The 19,691-nt window shown below is 69.3% G+C and carries 18 protein-coding genes; 8 read left to right on the top strand and 10 right to left on the bottom strand.

Annotated features, from left to right (window positions below):
- Positions 1-38 precede the first annotated feature (38 nt).
- Positions 39-347, bottom strand: coding sequence for a 50S ribosomal protein L21 (gene rplU / locus HUA78_RS26465; protein WP_141646506.1), 309 nt, complete (start codon positions 345-347; stop codon positions 39-41).
- 260 nt (positions 348-607) lie between these two features.
- On the opposite strand from rplU, the gene HUA78_RS26460 reads away from it, so the two are divergent.
- Positions 608-967 (top strand): hypothetical protein, encoded by a 360-nt coding sequence (locus HUA78_RS26460; protein WP_141646507.1) that lies wholly within the window; start codon positions 608-610, stop codon positions 965-967.
- Between the two features lie 38 nt (positions 968-1,005).
- Here HUA78_RS26460 and HUA78_RS46630 read toward each other — a convergent pair whose 3' ends face one another.
- Positions 1,006-3,543: a serine/threonine protein kinase gene (locus HUA78_RS46630; RefSeq protein ID WP_254623908.1), complete on the bottom strand. Its 2,538-nt coding sequence runs from the start codon at positions 3,541-3,543 to the stop codon at positions 1,006-1,008.
- A 178-nt stretch (positions 3,544-3,721) separates the two neighbouring features.
- On the opposite strand from HUA78_RS46630, the gene HUA78_RS26445 reads away from it, so the two are divergent.
- The gene (locus tag HUA78_RS26445; RefSeq protein WP_174466906.1) at positions 3,722-4,684 is read left to right on the top strand and encodes an isopenicillin N synthase family oxygenase; all 963 of its coding nucleotides are present in this window, start codon (positions 3,722-3,724) and stop codon (positions 4,682-4,684) included.
- A gap of 62 nt (positions 4,685-4,746) precedes the next feature.
- Positions 4,747-5,811, top strand: coding sequence for a carbon-nitrogen hydrolase family protein (locus HUA78_RS26440; protein WP_174466907.1), 1,065 nt, complete (start codon positions 4,747-4,749; stop codon positions 5,809-5,811).
- On the opposite strand, the gene gatB is transcribed toward HUA78_RS26440, so the two are convergent.
- The 4 genes from gatB to HUA78_RS26420 are packed head-to-tail and all read right to left on the bottom strand — an operon-like array spanning position 5,812 to position 9,405.
- On the bottom strand, positions 5,812-7,251 hold the full coding sequence (gene gatB / locus HUA78_RS26435) for an Asp-tRNA(Asn)/Glu-tRNA(Gln) amidotransferase subunit GatB (protein ID WP_174466908.1): 1,440 nt from the start codon (positions 7,249-7,251) through the stop codon (positions 5,812-5,814).
- Between the two features lie 29 nt (positions 7,252-7,280).
- Positions 7,281-8,741, bottom strand: a complete 1,461-nt coding sequence (gatA, locus tag HUA78_RS26430) for an Asp-tRNA(Asn)/Glu-tRNA(Gln) amidotransferase subunit GatA (protein WP_174454820.1) — start codon at positions 8,739-8,741, stop codon at positions 7,281-7,283.
- Between the two features lie 21 nt (positions 8,742-8,762).
- Positions 8,763-9,050, bottom strand: a complete 288-nt coding sequence (gatC, locus tag HUA78_RS26425; protein WP_141646512.1) for an Asp-tRNA(Asn)/Glu-tRNA(Gln) amidotransferase subunit GatC — start codon at positions 9,048-9,050, stop codon at positions 8,763-8,765.
- A 25-nt stretch (positions 9,051-9,075) separates the two neighbouring features.
- Entirely contained in the window at positions 9,076-9,405 is a 330-nt protein-coding gene (locus HUA78_RS26420; protein ID WP_141646513.1) for a zf-TFIIB domain-containing protein, read from the bottom strand.
- 203 nt (positions 9,406-9,608) lie between these two features.
- Here HUA78_RS26420 and HUA78_RS26415 point away from each other — a divergent pair, with 203 nt between their 5' ends.
- The 3 genes from HUA78_RS26415 to HUA78_RS26405 all read left to right on the top strand — a co-directional run bounded on the left by HUA78_RS26415 (position 9,609) and on the right by HUA78_RS26405 (position 14,369).
- A complete protein-coding gene (locus tag HUA78_RS26415) occupies positions 9,609-12,680 on the top strand; it encodes a DNA translocase FtsK 4TM domain-containing protein (protein WP_174462892.1) in 3,072 nt (1,023 codons plus the stop codon).
- Between the two features lie 105 nt (positions 12,681-12,785).
- Entirely contained in the window at positions 12,786-13,070 is a 285-nt protein-coding gene (locus HUA78_RS26410; protein WP_141646515.1) for an antibiotic biosynthesis monooxygenase, read from the top strand.
- 51 nt (positions 13,071-13,121) lie between these two features.
- The gene (locus HUA78_RS26405) at positions 13,122-14,369 is read left to right on the top strand and encodes a class I SAM-dependent RNA methyltransferase (RefSeq protein ID WP_174454818.1); all 1,248 of its coding nucleotides are present in this window, start codon (positions 13,122-13,124) and stop codon (positions 14,367-14,369) included.
- On the opposite strand, the gene plsY is transcribed toward HUA78_RS26405, so the two are convergent.
- Both plsY and HUA78_RS26395 read right to left on the bottom strand, forming a co-directional pair.
- Positions 14,286-14,864 (bottom strand): glycerol-3-phosphate 1-O-acyltransferase PlsY, encoded by a 579-nt coding sequence (gene plsY / locus HUA78_RS26400; protein WP_141646517.1) that lies wholly within the window; start codon positions 14,862-14,864, stop codon positions 14,286-14,288. The genes HUA78_RS26405 and plsY overlap by 84 nt on opposite strands.
- A 9-nt stretch (positions 14,865-14,873) precedes the next feature.
- Positions 14,874-15,305, bottom strand: coding sequence for a DUF2752 domain-containing protein (locus HUA78_RS26395; RefSeq protein ID WP_174477401.1), 432 nt, complete (start codon positions 15,303-15,305; stop codon positions 14,874-14,876).
- 89 nt (positions 15,306-15,394) lie between these two features.
- Here HUA78_RS26395 and HUA78_RS26390 point away from each other — a divergent pair, with 89 nt between their 5' ends.
- The gene (locus HUA78_RS26390; protein WP_174454817.1) at positions 15,395-15,973 is read left to right on the top strand and encodes a DUF4920 domain-containing protein; all 579 of its coding nucleotides are present in this window, start codon (positions 15,395-15,397) and stop codon (positions 15,971-15,973) included.
- Between the two features lie 3 nt (positions 15,974-15,976).
- A complete protein-coding gene (locus HUA78_RS26385) occupies positions 15,977-16,699 on the top strand; it encodes a hypothetical protein (RefSeq protein WP_254623907.1) in 723 nt (240 codons plus the stop codon).
- Positions 16,700-17,002: 303 nt separating this feature from the next.
- On the opposite strand, the gene HUA78_RS26380 is transcribed toward HUA78_RS26385, so the two are convergent.
- Together HUA78_RS26380 and HUA78_RS26375 are read right to left on the bottom strand one after the other, a co-directional pair.
- Positions 17,003-17,920 carry a hypothetical protein gene (locus HUA78_RS26380; RefSeq protein ID WP_174454816.1) on the bottom strand — a complete coding sequence of 306 codons (918 nt, stop codon included), beginning with the start codon at positions 17,918-17,920 and terminating at the stop codon, positions 17,003-17,005.
- A gap of 94 nt (positions 17,921-18,014) precedes the next feature.
- Positions 18,015-19,559 carry a radical SAM protein gene (locus HUA78_RS26375; protein WP_174454815.1) on the bottom strand — a complete coding sequence of 515 codons (1,545 nt, stop codon included), beginning with the start codon at positions 19,557-19,559 and terminating at the stop codon, positions 18,015-18,017.
- Positions 19,560-19,691: the final 132 nt, after the last annotated feature.

Genomic DNA, 19,691 nt, shown 5'->3' with positions numbered 1-19,691 from the left:
GACACCTTGCTCCTGAAGTTGAGGTGAAACCGTCCGGACTAGCCGGAGATGGAGGTGACCTTCACCTCGGTATACGGCTGGCGATGGCCACGGCGACGGGTCCAGCCCTCCTTCTCCTTGCGGAAATGGAGGACGCGGCGGTGCTTGTCCTGCGCGAGCACCTTGCCCACGACGCGAGCGCCGGAGACCGTGGGACGGCCCACCTTGGGGCTATCCGTGCCGCCCAGCAGCAGGACATCGGTAAAGGACACCTCGGCCCCGATGTCGCCGGTAATCTTCTCGATCCGGAGGACATCGCCCTCGGCGACGCGGTACTGCTTTCCGCCCGTGCGAATCACTGCGTACATCGTCTAACCCCTGTCAGCTTCGGGTTGGGTCAACCCGTGGAATCGGCCGCGCATTTCGGACGGACGGACCGCCCTGTGGCGCAAAGGACGGCCGGATTTACGGGAGATGCCCTGGGGAGTCAAGACGGTTGCTGGATCATCTCGTCCGGCAGTCCAGATTGCCCCTGGGAAAGGGCGACCCTACCTGATGGTCCGGCCAGAGCAAGCCCGGCCGATCACCGTCCAACCAATCTGACTGTCCCCCGGGGGGGAATTCCACAATGAAGAAATTCATGTTCGGCCTGATGGCCGCCGTCACCCTTTTGTTCGGCGCCGGCTGCGGCGGAAACGCCTGCGATGACCTGGAGGACGCGAACAAGGCCCTGGAGGAGAAGGTGTCGGCCTGCGGCACGGATACGGGGGGTGAGGAGGAGGACACCTTCGACAAGGGCGTCTGCGAGGACGCGCTGGATGCCTGCTCGGACAGCGACAAGGACCGGCTGAGCGACCTGGCCGACTGCATCCAGGATCTGCCGGACTGCAGGGTGGGCAGCGAAGTGGAGTGGATTGACCAGTTCAGCGACTGTTTCGACCGCACCGAGGGCATCAGCGCCACCTGCGCCGCCGCCGCTGGCGGGTAGTCGCCCGCTCCTCGCGCCTCACCGGGCCCGGTCTTCCGTCAGGAAGGTCGGGTCCTGTCGTTGGTGCGCTCCGAAGCGCCGCGAGCATCCAGCGCCCGGCGGACGGTGCGGTAGCGGTGGTGGAGGCTCGACTCCAGCGGGTCCAGTGCCAGCCCCCGCTCGTAGGTCTCCAGGGCACGCGACAGTTGCCCTTCACGCTCCAGCGCGGAGCCGGAGAGATAGTGCACACGCGCCATCCCCGCGGACTGGGGCCTGCGCGCGAGGAACTCCCGCCGGAGGGAATCGAGCTGCTCCGACGTGAGCCCCGCCTCCAGACATCGGGCGACACCTCGGTGATTGCCCCGCCAGGCGTCATACAGCGCCCGCTGAGTCACCGTGCCCAGGACGTCTCCGGCCTCATGCAGCCGGCCCAGCACCGAGTCGAGCAGCAGGCACTGCGAGGGTGACAAAGGCCGCTGGCGCAGCGACTCCAGGGAGCCACGGGCCTCGCGTGTGCGGGTGCGCAGGGCGCCCATTTCCAGGTCAGGGGGCACGGCCAGCACCGCGTAGTGGTCCCCCGCGAGCCGCGTCCGGTACGACTCCAGCACGTGCGCGGCTTCCGCGTCGTCCGCCATGGGCACGAGTGGAGGAGGTGGACGGCGGTTGGGACCTGCTCGCAGGAGCGCGTCCACGGAGGCCTTGAGCGCCAGCGTGGCTTCGACGAACTGGACGCCGAAGCCCGTGGCCATGCCCCAGACGCGAGCCTGTTCCTCCGGAACGTGGCGCACCACCTCGCAGACGACGGACTGCGGCCCGGAGTCCAGCTCCAGCACCATGGGCAGCCGCGCGAAGATGGGTGGCAGCACCCCCTCGCTGCGCAGGAACAGCCCTCCGCGCGACAGGTCCGAGCCCGTCAGCCACACCGGCGTCTCCCCGGGCCGCAACACCACGCGCACCGGCAGCTCCACCGTGCGTGCCCTCGATGAAGGAGTCCCACTTCCGAGGGCTGCACCCACGCTCGGAACACCGCCACGACTCGCGACGGCCATCGGCACGAGAGCCTGCGCGGACGGTGCCCCCATGCCGACAGGGTCGCCCACTCGCGGAGCTCCCTCTCGGCTCGCGATGGCCACTGGCGCAGGCGGCGTCCCCAGGCCGACGGGAATGACCACGCGCGGAGCGCCCTCTCGGCTCGCGATGGCCACTGGCGCAGGCGGTGTCCCCGTGCCGACGGGCATGCCCGTGCGGGGACCAACCTCACGACTCGCGATGGCCGCTGGCGAAGGCGGTGTCCCCGCGCCGAACGGCATGCCCGCGCGAGGACCCACCTCACGACTCGCGACGGCCACTGGCGAAGGCGGTGTCCCCGCGCCGACGGGCATGCCCGCGCGCGCGGCCCCCTCACGACTCGCGACAGGCACCGGAGGAGCCAGACGTGGAGGCGCTACCGGCGCACTCCGCGGAGGCGACGAGGCCCACCCTGGAGACACGGGCCGAGGCGCCGGCGACCAGGGCGCCATGGCGTCCTCCATCACGACGATTTCCGGTGAGATAGCGGGAGGAACCGTCCTGACGGGCGCTGGCGGAGTCCCGGGAGGACGCGCCGGCTTCGTGCGCGCACGCGCCTCTTCCGCCAGTGCTCCCTCCAGGGCCGCGCGCAGGATGGCGGCCGTCGTGTACCGCTCCTCGGGCGCCTTGGCCAGGGTGCGCAGGATGACCCGCTCCAACGCCACGGGGACCGCCGCATGCACCGAGCGAGGCGGCGGCGGCGCTCGCATCTGATGGGCCACGAGCTGCGCCGTCAGCCCCTCGTCCTCGAAGGGCAGGCGCCCGGTGACCAGCTGATAGGCGATGACGCCCAACGCATACAGGTCCGCGCGCCCGTCCACGCGACGACTGAGTGACTGCTCCGGGGCCATGTACTCGGGCGTGCCCACGATGATGCCGGCGTGGGTCTGCGGCATGTTCGCATCCGCCAGCTTCGCGATGCCGAAGTCGAGCACCTTCACGAAGGGCGTGCCCCGCCCGCGCCGCACCAGGAAGATGTTGTCCGGCTTGAGGTCGCGGTGGACGATTCCACTCAAGTGCGCGGCCTGGAGCGCGTCGCACACCTGCGAGAGCACCGACACCACCGCCGGTGCGGGCAGCGGCGTGCCCACCCAGGCCGACAGCGGCGCGCCGTCCAGGTACTCCATGATGAGGTACGGCCGGGGCGGCCCCGCGTTCAGGTCGAAGATACTGACGATGTTCTCGTGGCCGATGACATTGACGGCCCGAGCCTCCGCGTGAAAGCGCTGCACCAGCTCCGGGTACATGGCCAGGTGCTCGTGCAGGACCTTCACCGCCACCCGACTGCCGATGGACACGTGCTCGCCCAGGTACACCGTCCCCATGCCGCCGCGCCCCAATCGGCGCACCAGTCGGAAGCTGCCCAGACGAGCGCCCACCAATGGGTCTGCTTCCTCGCTTGCCACGGGGCACCTCGGCCTGGGCGCCGGCCCCTCTCCTTCCGCGCGAACCAGCGTCGAGCAAGACGTCGCCGACCCATGTCGCTGGCCGCACGCCTCGCACGCATCACCGCTGCTCACCTCGGCCATGCCACTCCCCCGGGCCTGCCCTGCTAATCTGGACATTCCCGTCCCGAGCTGACCACTGGCGGCCCGCGAGGATGTCGGCTGGTGTGACGCAAGCCAGCGCCGCGGTACATGAAGACGGTCCGCCGGCCGACGCTGTCGATGCCGACAATCCATCACGCTCGATTAGAGTGCGCAGCCCATGTCCGGAACCTCACGCCGCATCCCCCTCCTCGACCTGTCCCACTACCGAAGCGGCACACCCACCGCGCGCGCTCGTTTCGTACAAGTCTTCGGTGAGGGGTTGAGGGAGTTCGGCTTCGTCTCCATCGTCGGCCATGGCATCGACGACGCGCTCATCCGCCGCACCTACTCGGACGTGGAGCGACTGTTCCAGCTCCCGGAGGACGTGAAGACGCGCTACGCGGTGCCGGAGCTGGCGGGCCAGCGCGGCTACACCGGCTTCGGCAAGGAGCACGCGAAGGACCGCAAGGTGGGGGACCTGAAGGAGTTCTGGCACGTGGGCCGCGAGCTTCCAGCCGGCCACCCGTACCTGAAGGACTACGGCGCCAACGTGTGGCCCGGGGAAGTGCCCTCCTTCCGCGAGAACACCCTGTCGCTCTTCCGCGAGCTGGATGGCGCCGCCGGCGTCATGCTCCAGGCCCTGGCGGAGTTCTTCGGCGTGGCGCGCACGACGTTCAGTGACATGGCCACCGACGGCAACTCGGTGCTGCGGCTCATCCACTATCCGCCGCTGCGCGAGCGCTTCATCCCGGGTGGAGTCCGCGCCGCCGAGCACGAGGACATCAACCTCATCACCCTGCTGTGCGAAGGCACCGCGTCCGGCCTGGAGCTGCTCACGCGCGACGGCGAGTGGCTGCCCGTGGACACGCTGCGCGGGCAGATTGTCGTGGACTCCGGCGACATGCTCAGCCGCGTGACGAACGAGGTCATCCCCGCCACCACGCACCGGGTGGTGAATCCGAAGAGCACGGACGAGGACACGGTCCGCTACTCGCTGCCCTTCTTCGTGCATCCGTTCTCGGACTGCGTGCTCAAGCCGCTGCCCAGCACCGAGACGCCGGACAACCCGGCCCGCCACGCGCCCATCACCGCGGGCGCCTTCCTGCAACAGCGTCTGCGGGAGAACGGACTCTTGAAGTAGGCACACGCTTCCGCCCGGTGGACGGCGCAAGCTCGCGCCCCACCGGTTGCCCTGGCCCATTCGTGGACGACGCCCTCTCCCCCACGCACGTCGAGCTGTTCGCCCTCCAGCCCCGAATCGCGCTCGAGGACTACGCGTCCCCCGCTGCCTTCACCGCGAAGCACCGTGCGCTCGCGGCACGAATCGATGGCCTGCGGGCGCGCGACACCTCTGGCCGTCCTCTTCATCCCGCCCTCGCGGTGTGGCCAGAGCTGGTGGGCGCGCCCCTGGGGATGATGGGCCACCTTCCCCGCGTGCGGCGCCACACGACGACTCGAAGCGCCATGCGGCGAGTGGCGCTGGCCGAGTGGGGGCCGATGTGGCGCGCCTGGAGAACACTCCAGCCTCCGACGCGAGAAGAGTGCCTCTACGCCGCGCTCGCCTCCCGCGTGCATCGCGTGGTGCACGAGACGTTCTCCGGCATCGCCCGGGACTTCGGTCTGTGGGTGGTGGCGGGCAGCGCGTTGCTCCCGGACAACAGGCGAGGATTCGGCACCCCGGACTTCGAGCCCCGAGGCGCGCGCACGTACAACACCAGCCATACCTTCAACCCCGAGGGCCACTGCGTGGCGGTGACGCGCAAGGTGAACCTGGTGCCCGGGCGCGAGGACGTGCTGCACCTGAGTCCCGGACGGCCCGAGGACCTGACGGTGCTCGCCACACCCTTCGGCCGACTGGGCACGCTGTTGGGCTACGACGCCTTCCGAACGCCCCACACCACGAAGGAACCCTGGTTCGTCCCCTGCGCGCAGTACCTGGACGCCCTGGGTGCGGACATCCTCGCCCACCCCTCCGCCAACCCGTGGCCGTGGGACTCACCGTGGCCCTTCGACTCGACGGAAGACAACCCACGCGCGGGAAGCGAGCAGTGGTTCGACGAGGGCCTTGCCTCCCAGCTCTCCAGCTTCCGCCGGGTCCGCTACACCGTGACGGCCCAGCTCGTGGGAGACCTGTTCGACAACCACTTCGAGGCGCCCTCGCTCATCCTCGAGCGCACGGACGAGGCACAGCCAAGGGTGCTCGCGCGCTCGGAGCACCCACGGGACGAGGACGTGCTCCACGTCACCGTGCCCGCGTGTCCCGCGTAATCAGTCGCCGAGCTTCTTCTTGAGCAATTCGTTGACGAGCGCGGGGTTGCCCTTGCCCTTCATGGCCCGCATCACCTGGCCCACGAAGAAGCCGAACACCTGCTTCTTGCCCGCGCGGTACTTCTCAATCTCGCCCGCGTTCTTCGCGAGGATGTCGTCCACCACGGCCTCAATCGCGCCCGTGTCGCTCACCTGAGCGAGGCCCTTCTCCGTGATGATGTCCGAGGCCGAGCGGCCCGTGCGGAACATCTCCGCCAGCACGTCCTTGCCCGCGTTCGCCGACACCGTGCCCTGGTCCACCGCGCCCAGCAGCTCCGCCAACTGCCCGGGCGTGAAGCGCACCGAGGACACCGTCGAGCCCTCTTCCTTCAAGAGCCGCAGCAGCTCCCCGAGGAACCAGTTGGAGAGCTTCTTCGCGTCCGGGTAGCGCTCGGCGCACGCCTCGAAGAAGTCCGCGAGCGGGCGCTCCGCGGTGAGGATGCGCGCGTCATACGCGGGCAGGCCGTACTGACTCACGAAGCGCTGGAGCTTCGCGCGAGGCAGCTCCGGTAGTTCGTGGCCCACCGCCTCGATGACCTCCGTCGTCACGTGCAGCGGCGGGAGATCCGGCTCCGGGAAGTACCGGTAGTCGTGCGCGTCCTCCTTGCTGCGCATGGAGCGAGAGACGCCCTTGTTGACGTCCCACAGGCGCGTCTCCTGGTCCACCTTCCCGCCGGACTCGATGACGTCCACCTGCCGGGAAATCTCGTACTCGATGGCCTGCTTCACGAAGCGGAACGAGTTGAGGTTCTTCAGCTCGCAGCGCTGGCCATAGGTGTCGGAGCCCTTGGGCATCACCGACACGTTGGCGTCGCAGCGGAAGCTTCCCTCGTCCAGGTTGCCGTCGTTGACGCCCAGGTACACGAGCACGTCACGCAGCGCCTTGAGGTACTCCACCGCCTCGTCCGCGTCGCGCAGGTCCGGCTCGCTGACGATTTCCAAGAGCGGCACGCCCGCGCGGTTGAGGTCCACCAGGCTCTGCCCCCCGCCCGCGTCATGCACGCTCTTGCCCGCGTCCTCCTCCATGTGGATGCGGCGCACGCGGATGAGCTTCTCGCCCTGCGGCGTGTCGATGAGGAGCTTGCCGTACTCGCAGATGGGCAGGTCGTACTGCGTAATCTGGTAGCCCTTGGGCAGGTCCGGATAGAAGTAGTTCTTCCGGCTCCACACGCTCTTCGCGTTGACGCGGCACTCGAGCGCCAGGCCCGTACGGATGGCGAAGTCGACGACGCGCTCGTTGAGCACGGGCAGCACGCCGGGCATACCCAGGCACACAGGACACGTGTTGCGGTTGGGCTCCGCGCCGAACGCGGTGGAGCAGCCGCAGAAAATCTTCGACTGCGTGAGGAGCTGCGCGTGGACCTCGAGGCCGATGACGGGCTGGAAATCGCTCACGGGCATGGCGGTGTCACCGATGCGGACCTCGTGCCCTAGACGGGCGCGAGGCGGCGGAAGAAGTCGTGCTCGCGCTCGAAGGCCCGAGCGATGCGCAGCAGGAGGGCCTCGTCGAAGGCCCGTCCCAGAATCTGGAGTCCCACCGGCAGCCCCGCCTTCGTGAAGCCGCAGGGCACCGACAGGCCCGGCACGCCCGCCAGGTTGCAGGGCAGCGTGTAGACGTCCATCAAGTACATGGACAGCGGGTCATCCACCTTCTCGCCCAGCTTGAACGGCGCCACCGGGGAGATGGGGGCCACCAGCGCATCCACCTCCTGGAAGACGCGCGTGAAGTCCTCGCGGATGAGGGTGCGGACCTTCTGCGCGCGCAGGTAGTAGGCGTCGTAGTAGCCGGCGGACAGCGCGTACGTGCCCAGCATGATGCGGCGCTTCACCTCCGGCCCGAAGCCCCGCTCGCGCGTCAGCGAGTACAGCTCCTTGAGGCCGCGAGCGTCCTTGGCCCTGAGGCCGTAGCGAACGCCGTCGTAGCGGGCCAGGTTGCTGGACGCCTCGGCGGGAGCGATGAGGTAGTACGTCGCCAGCGCGTACTTCGTATGCGGCAGCGACACGTCCACCAGCGTCGCGCCCAGGCGCTCATACTCGCGCAGGGCCGCGCGCACGGAGGCCTCCACTTCCTCCTCCATGCCCTGGGCGAAGTACTCGCGCGGCACGCCCAGCTTCAGCCCGCGCACGCCCTTCTCCAGCTCCGCCGAATAGTCCGGCGTCTTCACCGGCGCGGACGTGGAGTCCCGTGGGTCATGCCGCGCCAGGATTTGAAGCAGCGCCGCCGCGTCCGACACCGTGCGCGTCATCGGCCCGGGCTGGTCCAGCGACGAGGCATAGGCGATGACGCCGTAACGCGACACGCGCCCATACGTCGGCTTGAGGCCCACCGTGTTGGTGAAGGCCGCGGGCTGGCGGATGGAGCCACCCGTGTCCGTGCCCAGCGCGCCGAACACCTCGCGCGCGGCCACCGCCGCCGCCGAGCCTCCCGAGGAGCCTCCCGGCGTGCGCGTCACGTCCCAGGGATTGTGCGTGGGGAAGTAGGCGCTGGACTCGTTGGAGGAGCCCATCGCGAACTCATCCAGGTTGAGCTTGCCCAACAGCGGCAGGCCCGCCTCTCGCAACAGGCGCACCACCGTCGCGTCCAGCGGCGGCACGAAGCCCTCCAGCACGCGCGAGCCGGCGGTGGTCTCCAGCCCCTCGGTGAGGAAGAGGTCCTTGAGTCCCACGGGCACGCCGTCCAGGGGGCTTGCCGGAGTGCCCGCCTTGCGGCGCGCATCACTGGCCTCGGCGGCGGCCAGGGCACCAGCCTCGTCCACGCGCAGGAAGGCGCGAATCTTCGGGTCCACCCGCTGGATGCGCTCCAGACACGCGCGAGTGGCTTCCACGGAGGACACCTGACCCGCGGCCAGCTTCTCCGCGAGCTCCAGCATCGTCAGGTCCGTGAGCTGCATGACGTGGGGCTCCCCTCCGGACTACTCGATGATTTTGGGCACCGCGAAGGACGTGCCCGACTTCGCCGGGGCGTTGGCCAGCGACTTCTCGGGAGGCAGCGAAGGCCGCGTCACGTCCTCCCGCAGGAGCGAGGCCGTCAGCGTGGCGTGCGACGTGGGCTCCACGTTCTCCACATCCAACGACTGCAACTGCGTCACCGCGTCCAGCACCGCCGACAGCTGCGTGGACAGGCGCTGCTCCTCCTCGGGAGTCAGCGCCAGCCGCGCAAGCGTGGCCACATGTCGCACCTGCTCGAGCGTGAGGGCCATGCGTGGAGCCTCCGACCGCGAGTGACTACTTGCGCTTGAAGAGGTTCAGGATGGCGCCCATCACCTTGCCACTGCCCTCGTGGCCGTGGTGCGCCATCAACTGCTCCAGCTCACCGGAGTCCAGGAAGACGCCGCCGCAGTTGAAGCACGTCTCCAGTTCGATGTTGCCCTGCTTGAGCGTCTGGAGGTCCATGCCGCACTTGGGGCACTTCATCCAGTGGAGCTTCTTGAGGTCCTCGCGCTGCTTCTCCGCCGTCTCCGCGGCCTGCTGGAGCGCCAGCTTGCGCTTCTTTTCGATGTCCTCCCGGGCGAAGTACTCTTCCTCGCTCGAGGACGGCTTGTCGGTGTCTGCCATGGCGATGCTCCTCCAAGAAATCGTGGCGGCACCATACCCCCTCTGGTGGAGGGTGCAGCCGAAATGTAGGCCCCGTGTCCGGCACCTTCCGCCCGGGCTGGAGCGACTGCCGGAAAATTGACCAGACCCCCTCCCTCCCTACACTCGCGACGGGCATTGCTACAGCCCGCTACGCGGCTGAGACGCGCAGAGGGAAGAAGGTCATGACGGCGAAGAAGGGTCGGGCGGAAAAGGCGGTACTCTCCCGTCAGGAGATCGCGACGCGTCGCAAGGCGCTCGCGGACAAGCGACGGAAGGCGGGCGCCGAGGGAGGCGACGGCAGCGCGGGGCGTGCCATCACCGGCGTGTTCCTGCTCGCGGCGTCGCTCTTGTCCCTGTTGGCGGTCGCCACGTTCGACGCCCATGACAGGGTCGGACCGGGCTTCCGCAACGCGGTGGGCCCCATGGGCCACCTCATCGCGGAGACGCTGCGAGGGATGCTGGGCGTGTGCGCCTACCTGGCCCCCGTAGGTGGGCTCTACACGGCCATGGTGCTCTTCGTGGGCAGCCGCGAGCGCAAGCGGGGTCCTCAAATCATCAGCCTCGTGCTGCTGACCGTGAGCATCTCCGTCCTGGCGCAGCTCATGTTCGCCGGGGACAAGGGCTGGGCGCACCCGCCGGGTGGCGCGCTGGGCGCAGGCCTGGGTGGGGTGATGGAGGGACTGTTCTCCACGGTCGGCACCGTCATCCTGGTGACGGCCATCAGCGCCGCCGCCCTCATCGTCGGGACGCAGTACACGTTCTTCAAGCTGTGCTCGCTGGTGTGGGCCGGCCTGAGCGTGCTGGGCCGCCGCGTCGCCGAGTCCGCGAACGTCTTCTGGGAGGCCCAGAAGGCGTCCTACAAGGTCCGTCAGGAGCGCGCCGCGGAGGAGAAGCTGGAGGAGGCCGCGTTCCTCGCGCAAATCGAAGCGGATGAGGAAGAGCTGGCCGAGGCCGAGCGCGCCGCCGAAGAGGCCGAAGCCGCCGAGGCGGAGGCCATGGCCGAGGAGGCCGTGCGCCTGGCCCGGCAGAACGAGAAGGAGCAGGCCCTCGCCGCGAAGCTGGCTCTCAAGGACGGTCGCGAGAAGGGGGAGAAGCGCAAGGCACTGCCGCTCCCCGCCGAGACGGACTCGCTGCCGCCCACGTCCTCGCCGGCCCTGCCCGCCGACAACAGGCTCGCGCTGCGCGCCGAGAAGCGTCCCGCGCCCGGAGCGGACCCGGCCTGGGCCGCGTCGTTCCTCGCGCCTGCGCCCCACTCCACCCCGATTGTCCCCGAGGGTGTCGAGCCCCCGAGGAGCCGCCGGAAGACTCCGAACATCGTCACCGGTCCGGGCACGCCGCCCGTCGCCGCGCTGCCGGAGAGCCACGAGCCCGCGCCCGCGGCCCCCATCATCGCCGCGCCGGCGCCTCAGCCCGTCGCGCAGGCCCCTGCCCCGGCTCCCGCGCCCGCCACCCCGGCGGCGGCGCGCATGCCGCTCATCGTGGCGCCCAAGGCGCTGGCCGCGCCCACCGGGAAGAAGGCCCAGGACCAGTTCGAGTTCGTGGGTGACCGCAAGAGCTTCTCGCTGCCGCCGCTGGACGTCCTGGAGTGCGACAAGCAGGAGCGCTCCGAGCTGGACAAGGACGCCTTCCTCTCCACGGCGGAGAAGCTGCGCGCGAAGCTGGCCGACTTCGGCATCGTCGGCGAGGTGGTGGAGATTCGTCCCGGCCCCGTCGTCACCATGTACGAGTTCCTGCCGGGACCGGGCATCAAGGTGAGCAAGATTGCAGCGCTCGCGGACGACCTGGCCATGGCCATGGAGGCGATGCGCGTGCGCATCGTCGCGCCCATCCCCGGCAAGGGCGTGGTGGGCATCGAGGTTCCCAACAAGGACCGGGAGACCGTCTACCTCAAGGAGATCGCCGAGCAGGACGCCTTCATCAAGAGCGCCAGCAAGCTGACCATGTGCGTGGGCAAGGACATCGAGGGCATGCCGTATGTCTTCGACCTGGCCAAGGCGCCCCACCTGCTCATCGCCGGCACCACCGGCTCCGGCAAGTCGGTGGCCGTCAACTCCATGATCATGAGCATCCTCCTCAAGTCCACACCGGAGGAGGTCCGCTTCATCATGGTGGACCCGAAGATGCTGGAGCTCTCCATCTACGAGGGCATCCCGCATCTGCTATTGCCCGTCGTGACGGACCCGAAGAAGGCGGCGCTCGCGCTGCGCTGGGCCGTGGAGGAGATGGAGCGCCGCTACCAGCTGCTTTCCGAGGCGGGCGTGCGCAACATCGCCGGCTACAACAAGCTGGTGGAGAGCTCCGCCACCGAGGTGAAGGGCGCGTCGGGCACTCCCGAGGCCGCCCCGAAGAAGAAGTCGAAGCCCAAGAAGATGCTCGTGCTCGACGTGGAGGGCGGCGACAAGCCCGCCTCGAGCGGGGACGGACTGGGCGTGGCCGTGCCTCGGGACGACGACGAGCTGCACGAGGCGCAGGGGTCCGACGCGCCGGACGAAGTGCCCGAGGTGGAAGCCGAGGCCGACGACGAGTCGGACGTGCCCTTCGTCTCGGCAGGCGACAAGCCGGAGAAGAAGGAGCTCAAGAAGCTGCCGTACATCGTGGTCATCATCGACGAGCTGGCGGATTTGATGATGGTGGCCAGCCGCGAGGTGGAGACCTACGTGGCGCGCCTGGCGCAGATGGCGCGTGCGTCCGGCATCCACCTGATGGTCGCCACGCAGCGTCCGTCCACGGACGTCGTCACCGGCGTCATCAAGGCGAACTTCCCCACGCGCATCAGCTTCATGCTGCGCTCCAAGCCGGACTCGATGACGATTCTGGGCACGGTGGGCGCGGAGGCCCTGCTGGGCATGGGCGACATGCTCATCATGCCGCCCACGAGCGCGCACCTGCAGCGCGTGCACGGCGCCTACGTGTCGGAGAACGAAATCAAGAAGGCGGTGGACCACCTCAAGGCCCAGGGCAAGCCCGTCTTCGACGAGTCCATCCTCAAGCCGCGCGACGAGGACGTGGAGTCTGGTGGCGAAGAGGACGAGCTGTCCGACGAGCTGTACGACCAGGCGCTCGCGACGGTCAGCGAGATGCGGGCCGTCTCCATCTCCATGCTCCAGCGCAAGATGCGCATCGGCTACAACCGCGCGGCTCGCATGATTGAGCGCATGGAGCGCGACGGCGTGGTGGGCGCGGCGGATGGCGCCAAGCCCCGCGAGGTACTCATCCGGGGTGTGGGCGACATGCCCGGCGCCGGGGCCATGTAGGGCCGCCAGGAAAGCGGCCCCGATTGTTCATCGTGGGGGTGTCCGGAGCGGTCCGGGCGCCCCCTCTTCGTTTCCCCCACCTCACGACATCCCAGGTGAGCGCCCATGATTGTCGCCATCTCCCGCTTCCGCCCCGCCCCTGAGGAGGCCGAGCGCCTGATTGCCCGCTTCCAGGAGCGCGCGCGGCGGGTGGACACCCATGACGGGTTCCTGGGGCTGGAGGTGCTGCGGTCCTTCGAGCGCTCGCCGGAGCTCCTGCTGGTGACGCGCTGGCGGGACAAGGAGGCGATGCGGAGCTATTTCCAGTCGGAGGACTTCCGGCGCGCCAAGGAGGCCAGCGCCGAGCAGGACGGGGCGACGTTCGCCATCTACGAGGTGGTGGGCACCTGAGGCGTCTTGTGGGTTCCCAAGCAGTCCCAGGTCGTCTAAGGGCGGTGTCTTATGGCTGAACGCATCGCCCTTTTCGCCACCACGGCTCGCGGCACCGAAGACCTTCTCGCGGACGAGCTCAAGGAGCTTGGCGCGCGCCGCATCCGACAGGACCGCGGTGGAGTCCGCTTCATGGCCTCGCTGGACGAGGCCCTCAGGGTCTGCCTCTGGTCCCGCATCGCCATGCGCATCCTCTACCCGCTGGGCACCTTCGAGGCCCACGGCGCGGAGGGACTGTACGAAGCCGCCGCGAGCGTCCCCTGGGAGGAGCACCTGACGCCCACCACGACGTTCGCGGTGGATGCCACGCTGAAGGACAGCGAGCACAGTCACTCGGGCTTCGTGGCGCTCAAGGTGAAGGACGCCATCGTCGACCGGATGCGCACCAAGGTCGGCACCCGGCCGGACGTGAACACGAAGAACCCGGACGTGAGCGTGGTGGCGCACCTGTCGCGCGAGACGCTGTCGCTGTCGTTGGACCTGTGCGGCGATGCGTTGAATCGCCGGGGCTACCGCGTGCGGCCCACCGTCGCGCCGCTCAAGGAGACGCTGGCCGCCGCCGTGCTGCGCGCCGCGCACTACACGGGCGAAGAGGCGCTGGTGGACCCGATGTGCGGCTCCGGCACGCTGCTGATTGAAGGCGGGATGATGGCCCGTCGCCGAGCGCCCGGACTCAACCGCGACTTCGCGGTGGAGCGCTGGCCCGTCATCGGCCCGCGCGCGAAGGAGCTGCTCGTGGACCTGCGCGCGGATGCCCGCCGCAACGAGCGCAAGGTGGAGGTCCCCATCTGGGGCTTCGACAAGGACCCGGAGGCCCTGGAGGCCGCCCAGCGCAACGTGCAGGCCGCACGGCTGTCGGAGGAAATCATCCTCGCCGAAGCCGACGCGACGGATCTGCCGCACCTGCCCGCCGCCAGTGGCCTGCTGCTCACCAATCCGCCCTATGGAGACCGGCTGACGGGCTCCGGCGGACAGAAGGGCATGAAGAGCTTCTATTACAAGCTGGGCGAGTCCCTGCGCGTGCCCGGCTGGCGCGTCTGGGTGCTCTCCGGCAACCCGGCCTTCGAGAGCGCGTTCCATTCGCGCCCGTCCGCGCGCCGGGAGATGTGGAACGGCCCCATCGAATGCACGTTGCTCGGCTACCGGGCCGCGGGCAGCAGCCACCTGGACGAAAACTCAGAAGCGCCGCTCCGTGCGCCGAAGCAGCCGGCCAATGTTGCTCCGGTGCGTCCAAAGCATGAGGGCGAAGAGGACAGCTGAGAGGCCGGTGTACTCCGGAGCCCGGGCGGTGAAGGCCGACGTGCCCACCGCCGTGGCTCCGGCCGCGAGCGAGCCCAGGGAGCTGACCCGCCACACCGCGAAGAAGGTGATGTACGCGGCGCCCGCGGCCAGCGCGGCCAGCGGAGCGAGCACCAGCAGCACGCCCAGCGCGGTGGCCACGCCCTTGCCGCCGTGCAGCTTGAGCCACACCGGATAGACGTGGCCCAGCACCGCGGCCAGGCCCACCAGCACGTGCACCGTGGGAAGGTCCGGCACGAGCTGCAGCGCGAGCGCGACGGGCAGCGCGCCCTTCACCGCGTCCAGCACGAGCACCACCGCGCCCAGCTTCTTGCCCGCGACGCGGGTGACGTTGGTGGCGCCGATGTTGCCGCTGCCGCTCTGGCGCACGTCCACGCCACGCAGCCATCGCGTCAGCAGGACACCGAAGGGAATGGAGCCGGCGAAGTAGCCCAGCAGGACGAGCGCGAAAGTCACGACCCCACGCTATAGCAGCAGGTGGGGGAAGCGCGTCTTCACCACCACGTAGGCGTAATTCACCAGGAGGATGGCGGGCATCACCATCTGGAACACCTTCCACTCCCGGGGCGAGAGTCGGATTTCGGGGATGGGGACGGCGAAGACGAGGTGCAGCACCGTCACCACGACCGCCAGGGCGAACAGGAAGGCGGCCACCGTCCCCAGGGGGTTGGCCTCCCAGGCCCCCTCGAAGTTGAAGTGGGCGAAGCGGTCGGCCGCGCGCGTCAGCCCACAGCCGAGGCAGGGCCAGCCTGTCCGCTCGCGCAGCACGCAGCCCCAGAAGGGGATGAGCTTCGCCACGGGGATGTACCGGGCCACGAGCAGCCCCACGAGGCCGATGAACCCCAGGTAGTCCACGGTGCCGAGGCGTCGATTGCGAGGAGGGAGGAAGACCTTCATGCGCGCCTCGCCCAGAGGTGTGCGGGAGTCCCACTCTAGTACGGGCGCCGCCTTGCCGGGGCAACGAGTTTTGGCTAAGCGAGCGAGTCATGAACTCGCTCCGCACGTCCCTGATGCTGCTGGTCGCTGTTCCCCTGATTGCGTTCGCTGGCGACAAGACGCCCGCCAAGGACAAGGCCGCGGCGGCCGACTGTCACCACCCCGCCGAGGCCGCCAAGGCAGCGCCGAAGCCCGAGGCGACCGCCGCCACGGCGCCTGCCGCCGCGCAGGAGAACTGGAAGCTCACCCGGGGCGAGGCGCTCAAGGGCGCATCTCCCGTGAAGCTCGCGGACCTGCTGGCGAAGCCCCAGCCCCATGATGGGAAGACGGTGCGGCTCGAGGGCACGGTGCGCAAGGCCTGCGAGAAGAAGGGCTGCTGGATGGAGCTGGCGACGGACCCCCAGGCCAAGGGGCCGGGCGTGCGCGTGACGTTCAAGGACTACGGCTTCTTCGTCCCGCTGGACTCGGCGGGCTCGCAGGCGCGCGTGGAGGGCGTGGTGAAGGTGGCGGAGCTGAGCGAGGGCCACGCGTCGCACTACGAGGCGGAAGGCGCCATCGTCCCGCGTGGCGCGGACGGCAAGCCGCGCGAGGTTCAGCTCGTCGCGACGGGCGTTGAGCTGCGCCGCTAGGACATGGCGCGCAGCTTCAGCATGAGGGGCGTGCAGGGCGCGGCGGACCGCGCCGTGCAACACGCTCGGACGTGGTTGCTGGAGACGGAGCCGGGCTCGCGCGTGCATGACGTGCAGTCAGACCCCCGCTTCCAGCACCGTGGCGTGGACCTCCTCTGGGAGCTGCCGACGGGAGAGGTGCGCGGCATCGAGGTGAAGGGCGACCGCAACGCCACCCGACGCCGCTACTTCTTCGAGCTGGTCTCCAACCTGGAGAAGGACACGCCGGGCTGCTTCCTCTACAGCGGCGCGGACCTCCTCGTGTACGTCTTCCTCTCGCAGGGAGAGCTGCACGTGATGCCCCTCAAGGCAGTGCGTGACTGGTTCCTGCCACGCGCGAAGGAGTACACGCTCAAGCACGCCTTCACCCAGACTGGCGCCATCCGCTACACGACGGTGGGCGCGGTGGTGCCCACGCGAGACGTCGTGGAAGGCGTGCCCCGGGTGCTCAAGATTCCGTTGAAGCGCTCGACGCCCCTGGCGACCCAGGAAGTCGCCGCGCTGGAAGTCGAAGTCGCCTCGCCGGATTCACCTCCGACGACGGCGCTGACGGAGGGCGGCGGCGAGGCCTCCGCCGAGCAAGCGACCGCGCGGGCCGCGGAGGCCGCGACCTCTCCCAAGAAGAAGGCACGGCGCAAACAACCGGCGCGTCAGGCGCGGAGCACAGGCTCGAACACCGCCGAGTAGGGCCTCTCCAGGGCACATCGACGGTCACGAGGGCATCCCTCGCCGACTTCGTCGCGAGCTCACCCGTTCTCATGAGGGACTTCTCGGGGCAGTATGACGCGAGCAATTCCTCGTCGCATGCGCCTCGCGAGCCCACCACGTTCGCCGGAGGCGCCTCGCGGTGAGGTGCGCCGCGAGCGACTCCTCATCGCATGCGCCTCACCGTCTTCGCGTTCACGGGCGCCTCTGGAAGCGCCGGTGGCGCGCCCTGCCCTTCTGGATGCGACGCGCGAGCACTCGCCCGCGCGCCGCCAGGTGCTGGCTTCAGCGCCCGTGACGGTGACGGGTGTGGCCGGGGTGGATGCGGTCGTGCTCCGCATTGAGGCGGTCGGCCGTGCGCACCAGGTCCAGCAGGGAGACGCGGTCGTTCTGCGCCTTGTAGACGTGCTCCAGACGGGGAACGAGGTCCAGCGCCAGGTGCAGGTCCTTGGTCGACTCGGCCCACTCCAGCAGCATGCGGCCGGCCGATGCGGCGGGACCATTCGCCTTCAGGTGGATGAGGCCGTCCACGGCCAGAATCCGGGCGATGGGCGTACGCGCCGTGTCCTCGGTCAGCTTCACCAGGTCCGACACGGCCGCGTCCTGCTCGCCGCGCGCCGCGCGCACCATGGCGCGGGAGATGCCCTTGCGGTCCGGCAGGAAGAACTCCTCCAGGTCCGCGAACGACTCCGCGTGAGCCCCGTGCCCCGAACGGGCGAGCGTCTCCGCGAGGCTGTCGAACAGCTCCGCGTCCTTCTCCGAGAACGGCGCCAGCGCCTCCTGCATGAAGCGCTCCTGGGGCCCGCCCTTGTCATCCACGGGCAGGCGCGTGCGCAGGCCGTTCATCTTCTCGAAGGCCGGAGCCACCGGAGCGTCCGCCGCGCCATTGAGCAACTGGAGCAGCGACTTCATGAGCGAGGCGAGCGTATCCGTCAGCTCGTACGGCGCCACGCGGTCCGGCAGCCAGCGGCGCCACAGCTCCACCGGCGCCGCCACCACGAAGTCCTTGAAGGGGCCCGTGCCCTTCCACTGGGCCTTCCACTGTTGGGCGATGCCCAGCGGGAAGGTCGTCTCCGAGAGCTTTCGGAAGTCCGCCTCGGCCACGGAAATACCGTAGTGACCGAGCGTTCCGACCAGGGCCTCCGTCGAGTACTCCTTCAGGCCCTTCTGCTGCCACGCCTTGTCCACACGCTGCGCGCTCACCTGGTTCTCCGCTGCCCCTGGGCGCCGGCCATCGGCGCATGCGGACTTCTAGCGGAAGCGGAGCCCGCAGTGCAGCGGCACTTGCACATCCCCGTCACGCGGCGGACGCGGGGGGCGCCATCTTCGGGACGGTGGGCCAATGGACGGGGTTGCGCCGCCCGTCCTCCACCCGACGCGCCAGATAGGGCTCACAGCCCCGGGCCTCGAAGGCCTTCTTCCAGGCCGCGAAGCTCCCCCCGGCACGCCAGGCGTCCATCGCGGCCAGGCCACCCTCCGGGCCACATTGGGCCAGCATGTACTCCACCCACGCCCACCGGGCGGACGTGGGACGCACCTCGGCGCGCCCACGCAGGCCCTTGCGCAGCCTCTCCAACCGGTTCTCGACCTCCTTGATGCCCGCGAAGGGTGCCCCGTCCAGCGGCGTGTTCCGCTTGGCCACGAAGGGTGCCACCCCCAACGCCACGGGAAGGATGCGGGACAGCTCCGCGGTGAAGCGGATCAGCTCGTCGATGTCCTCGTCCCCTTCGAAGGGAAGCCCCACGACGTTGTAGACCTTGAGCTGCTTCATGCCCGCCGTGCGGGCGTACCCCGCCGCACGGACAATCTGTTCCTCCGAGTGCTTGCGGTCCACCATGTCCCGCATGCGCTGCGAGGCCCCGTCCGCCGCCACCGTCAGGTTGGTCGCCCCACCCCGGCGGAGCTGATCCACCAGCTCCTGCGTCAGCCGATCCGCCCGGAGTGACGACACCCCGACTTCCTTCCCCGCGTCCACGAGCGTGCGCAGCAGTTCGACGATGCGCGGATGATCCGTCACCGCCGCGCCCACCAGGCCCACCCTCCGGGCGTGCGCGGGGATCAGCGACAGCACCCGCTCTGGAGGCACCGTGCGCATGCCCCCGTTCGTCGTGCGGCGCATGACGCAGTAGTGGCAGCCGCGCGAGCACCCCCGCTCCGGCTCGATGAGGAACATCGAGCGCAGCTCGGTATGCGGGGTGATGATCTGCGTGCGAGCAGGCAGCCTCGAATCCGTGGCCCGAGCCACGTGGTAGCGCTGGCCTCCGCGCCCCGGCACACGAAAGCCAGGGATGCGTGCCAGGTGGTCCAGCAGGGCCTCGCGCTCCATCGTGGCCGCCGCCTCCACCAGCACGTGCATGAGGTCTTCCGCCTCGCCCTGGACGAGCACGTCCACGAAGGGCTCCAGCGGATCCGGGTTGGAGAACGTCAGGGGCCCTCCCGCCACGACCAGGGGATGGCGCCCATCCCGGCGCTCCTCCGCCAGCACGGGCAGCCCCGCCAACTCCAGCATCGTGAAGAACCCCGTCAGCTCCAGCTCATACGCCACGGAGAACGCCAGCATCGCGAAGCTGGAGACGGGAGCCTGGGACTCCCAGGTGAACAACGGCGTCCGGGTGCGCTTGAACGCCTCCACGTCATCCGGAAGGAAGGCGCGCTCGGCGGTGGCACCCGGGTGCTCGTGAACCTCCCGGTAGATGGCCTGGAAGCCCAGCGAGCTCATCCCCACGTGGTAGGGGCTCGGGTAGCAGAGGGCCACACGGAAGGGAGCCTCCTTGTAGAGGGTGCCTTCTTCGTCGTCCAACAGCGAGCGGACGTGGTGGATGAGTGAGTAACGGCCCTCCATGTTCCTCCAGACAGAAACAACCCTGACAGACAGGTACAGCCCATCAAACACCGCGGCCCCGTCAGTCCACTCCTTGAGGAGGGCTGGCGGGGCCGCGAGGCGCCACCTGTCAGGTGGCGCTGTTCAGCGTTG

This window comes from Myxococcus sp. CA033, assembly GCF_013336625.1.
GTDB classification, from domain to species: domain Bacteria; phylum Myxococcota; class Myxococcia; order Myxococcales; family Myxococcaceae; genus Myxococcus; species Myxococcus llanfairpwllgwyngyllgogerychwyrndrobwllllantysiliogogogochensis.
The sequence above is the reverse complement of the archived record's forward strand: the minus strand, read 5'-3'. Positions and strand labels throughout refer to the sequence as shown.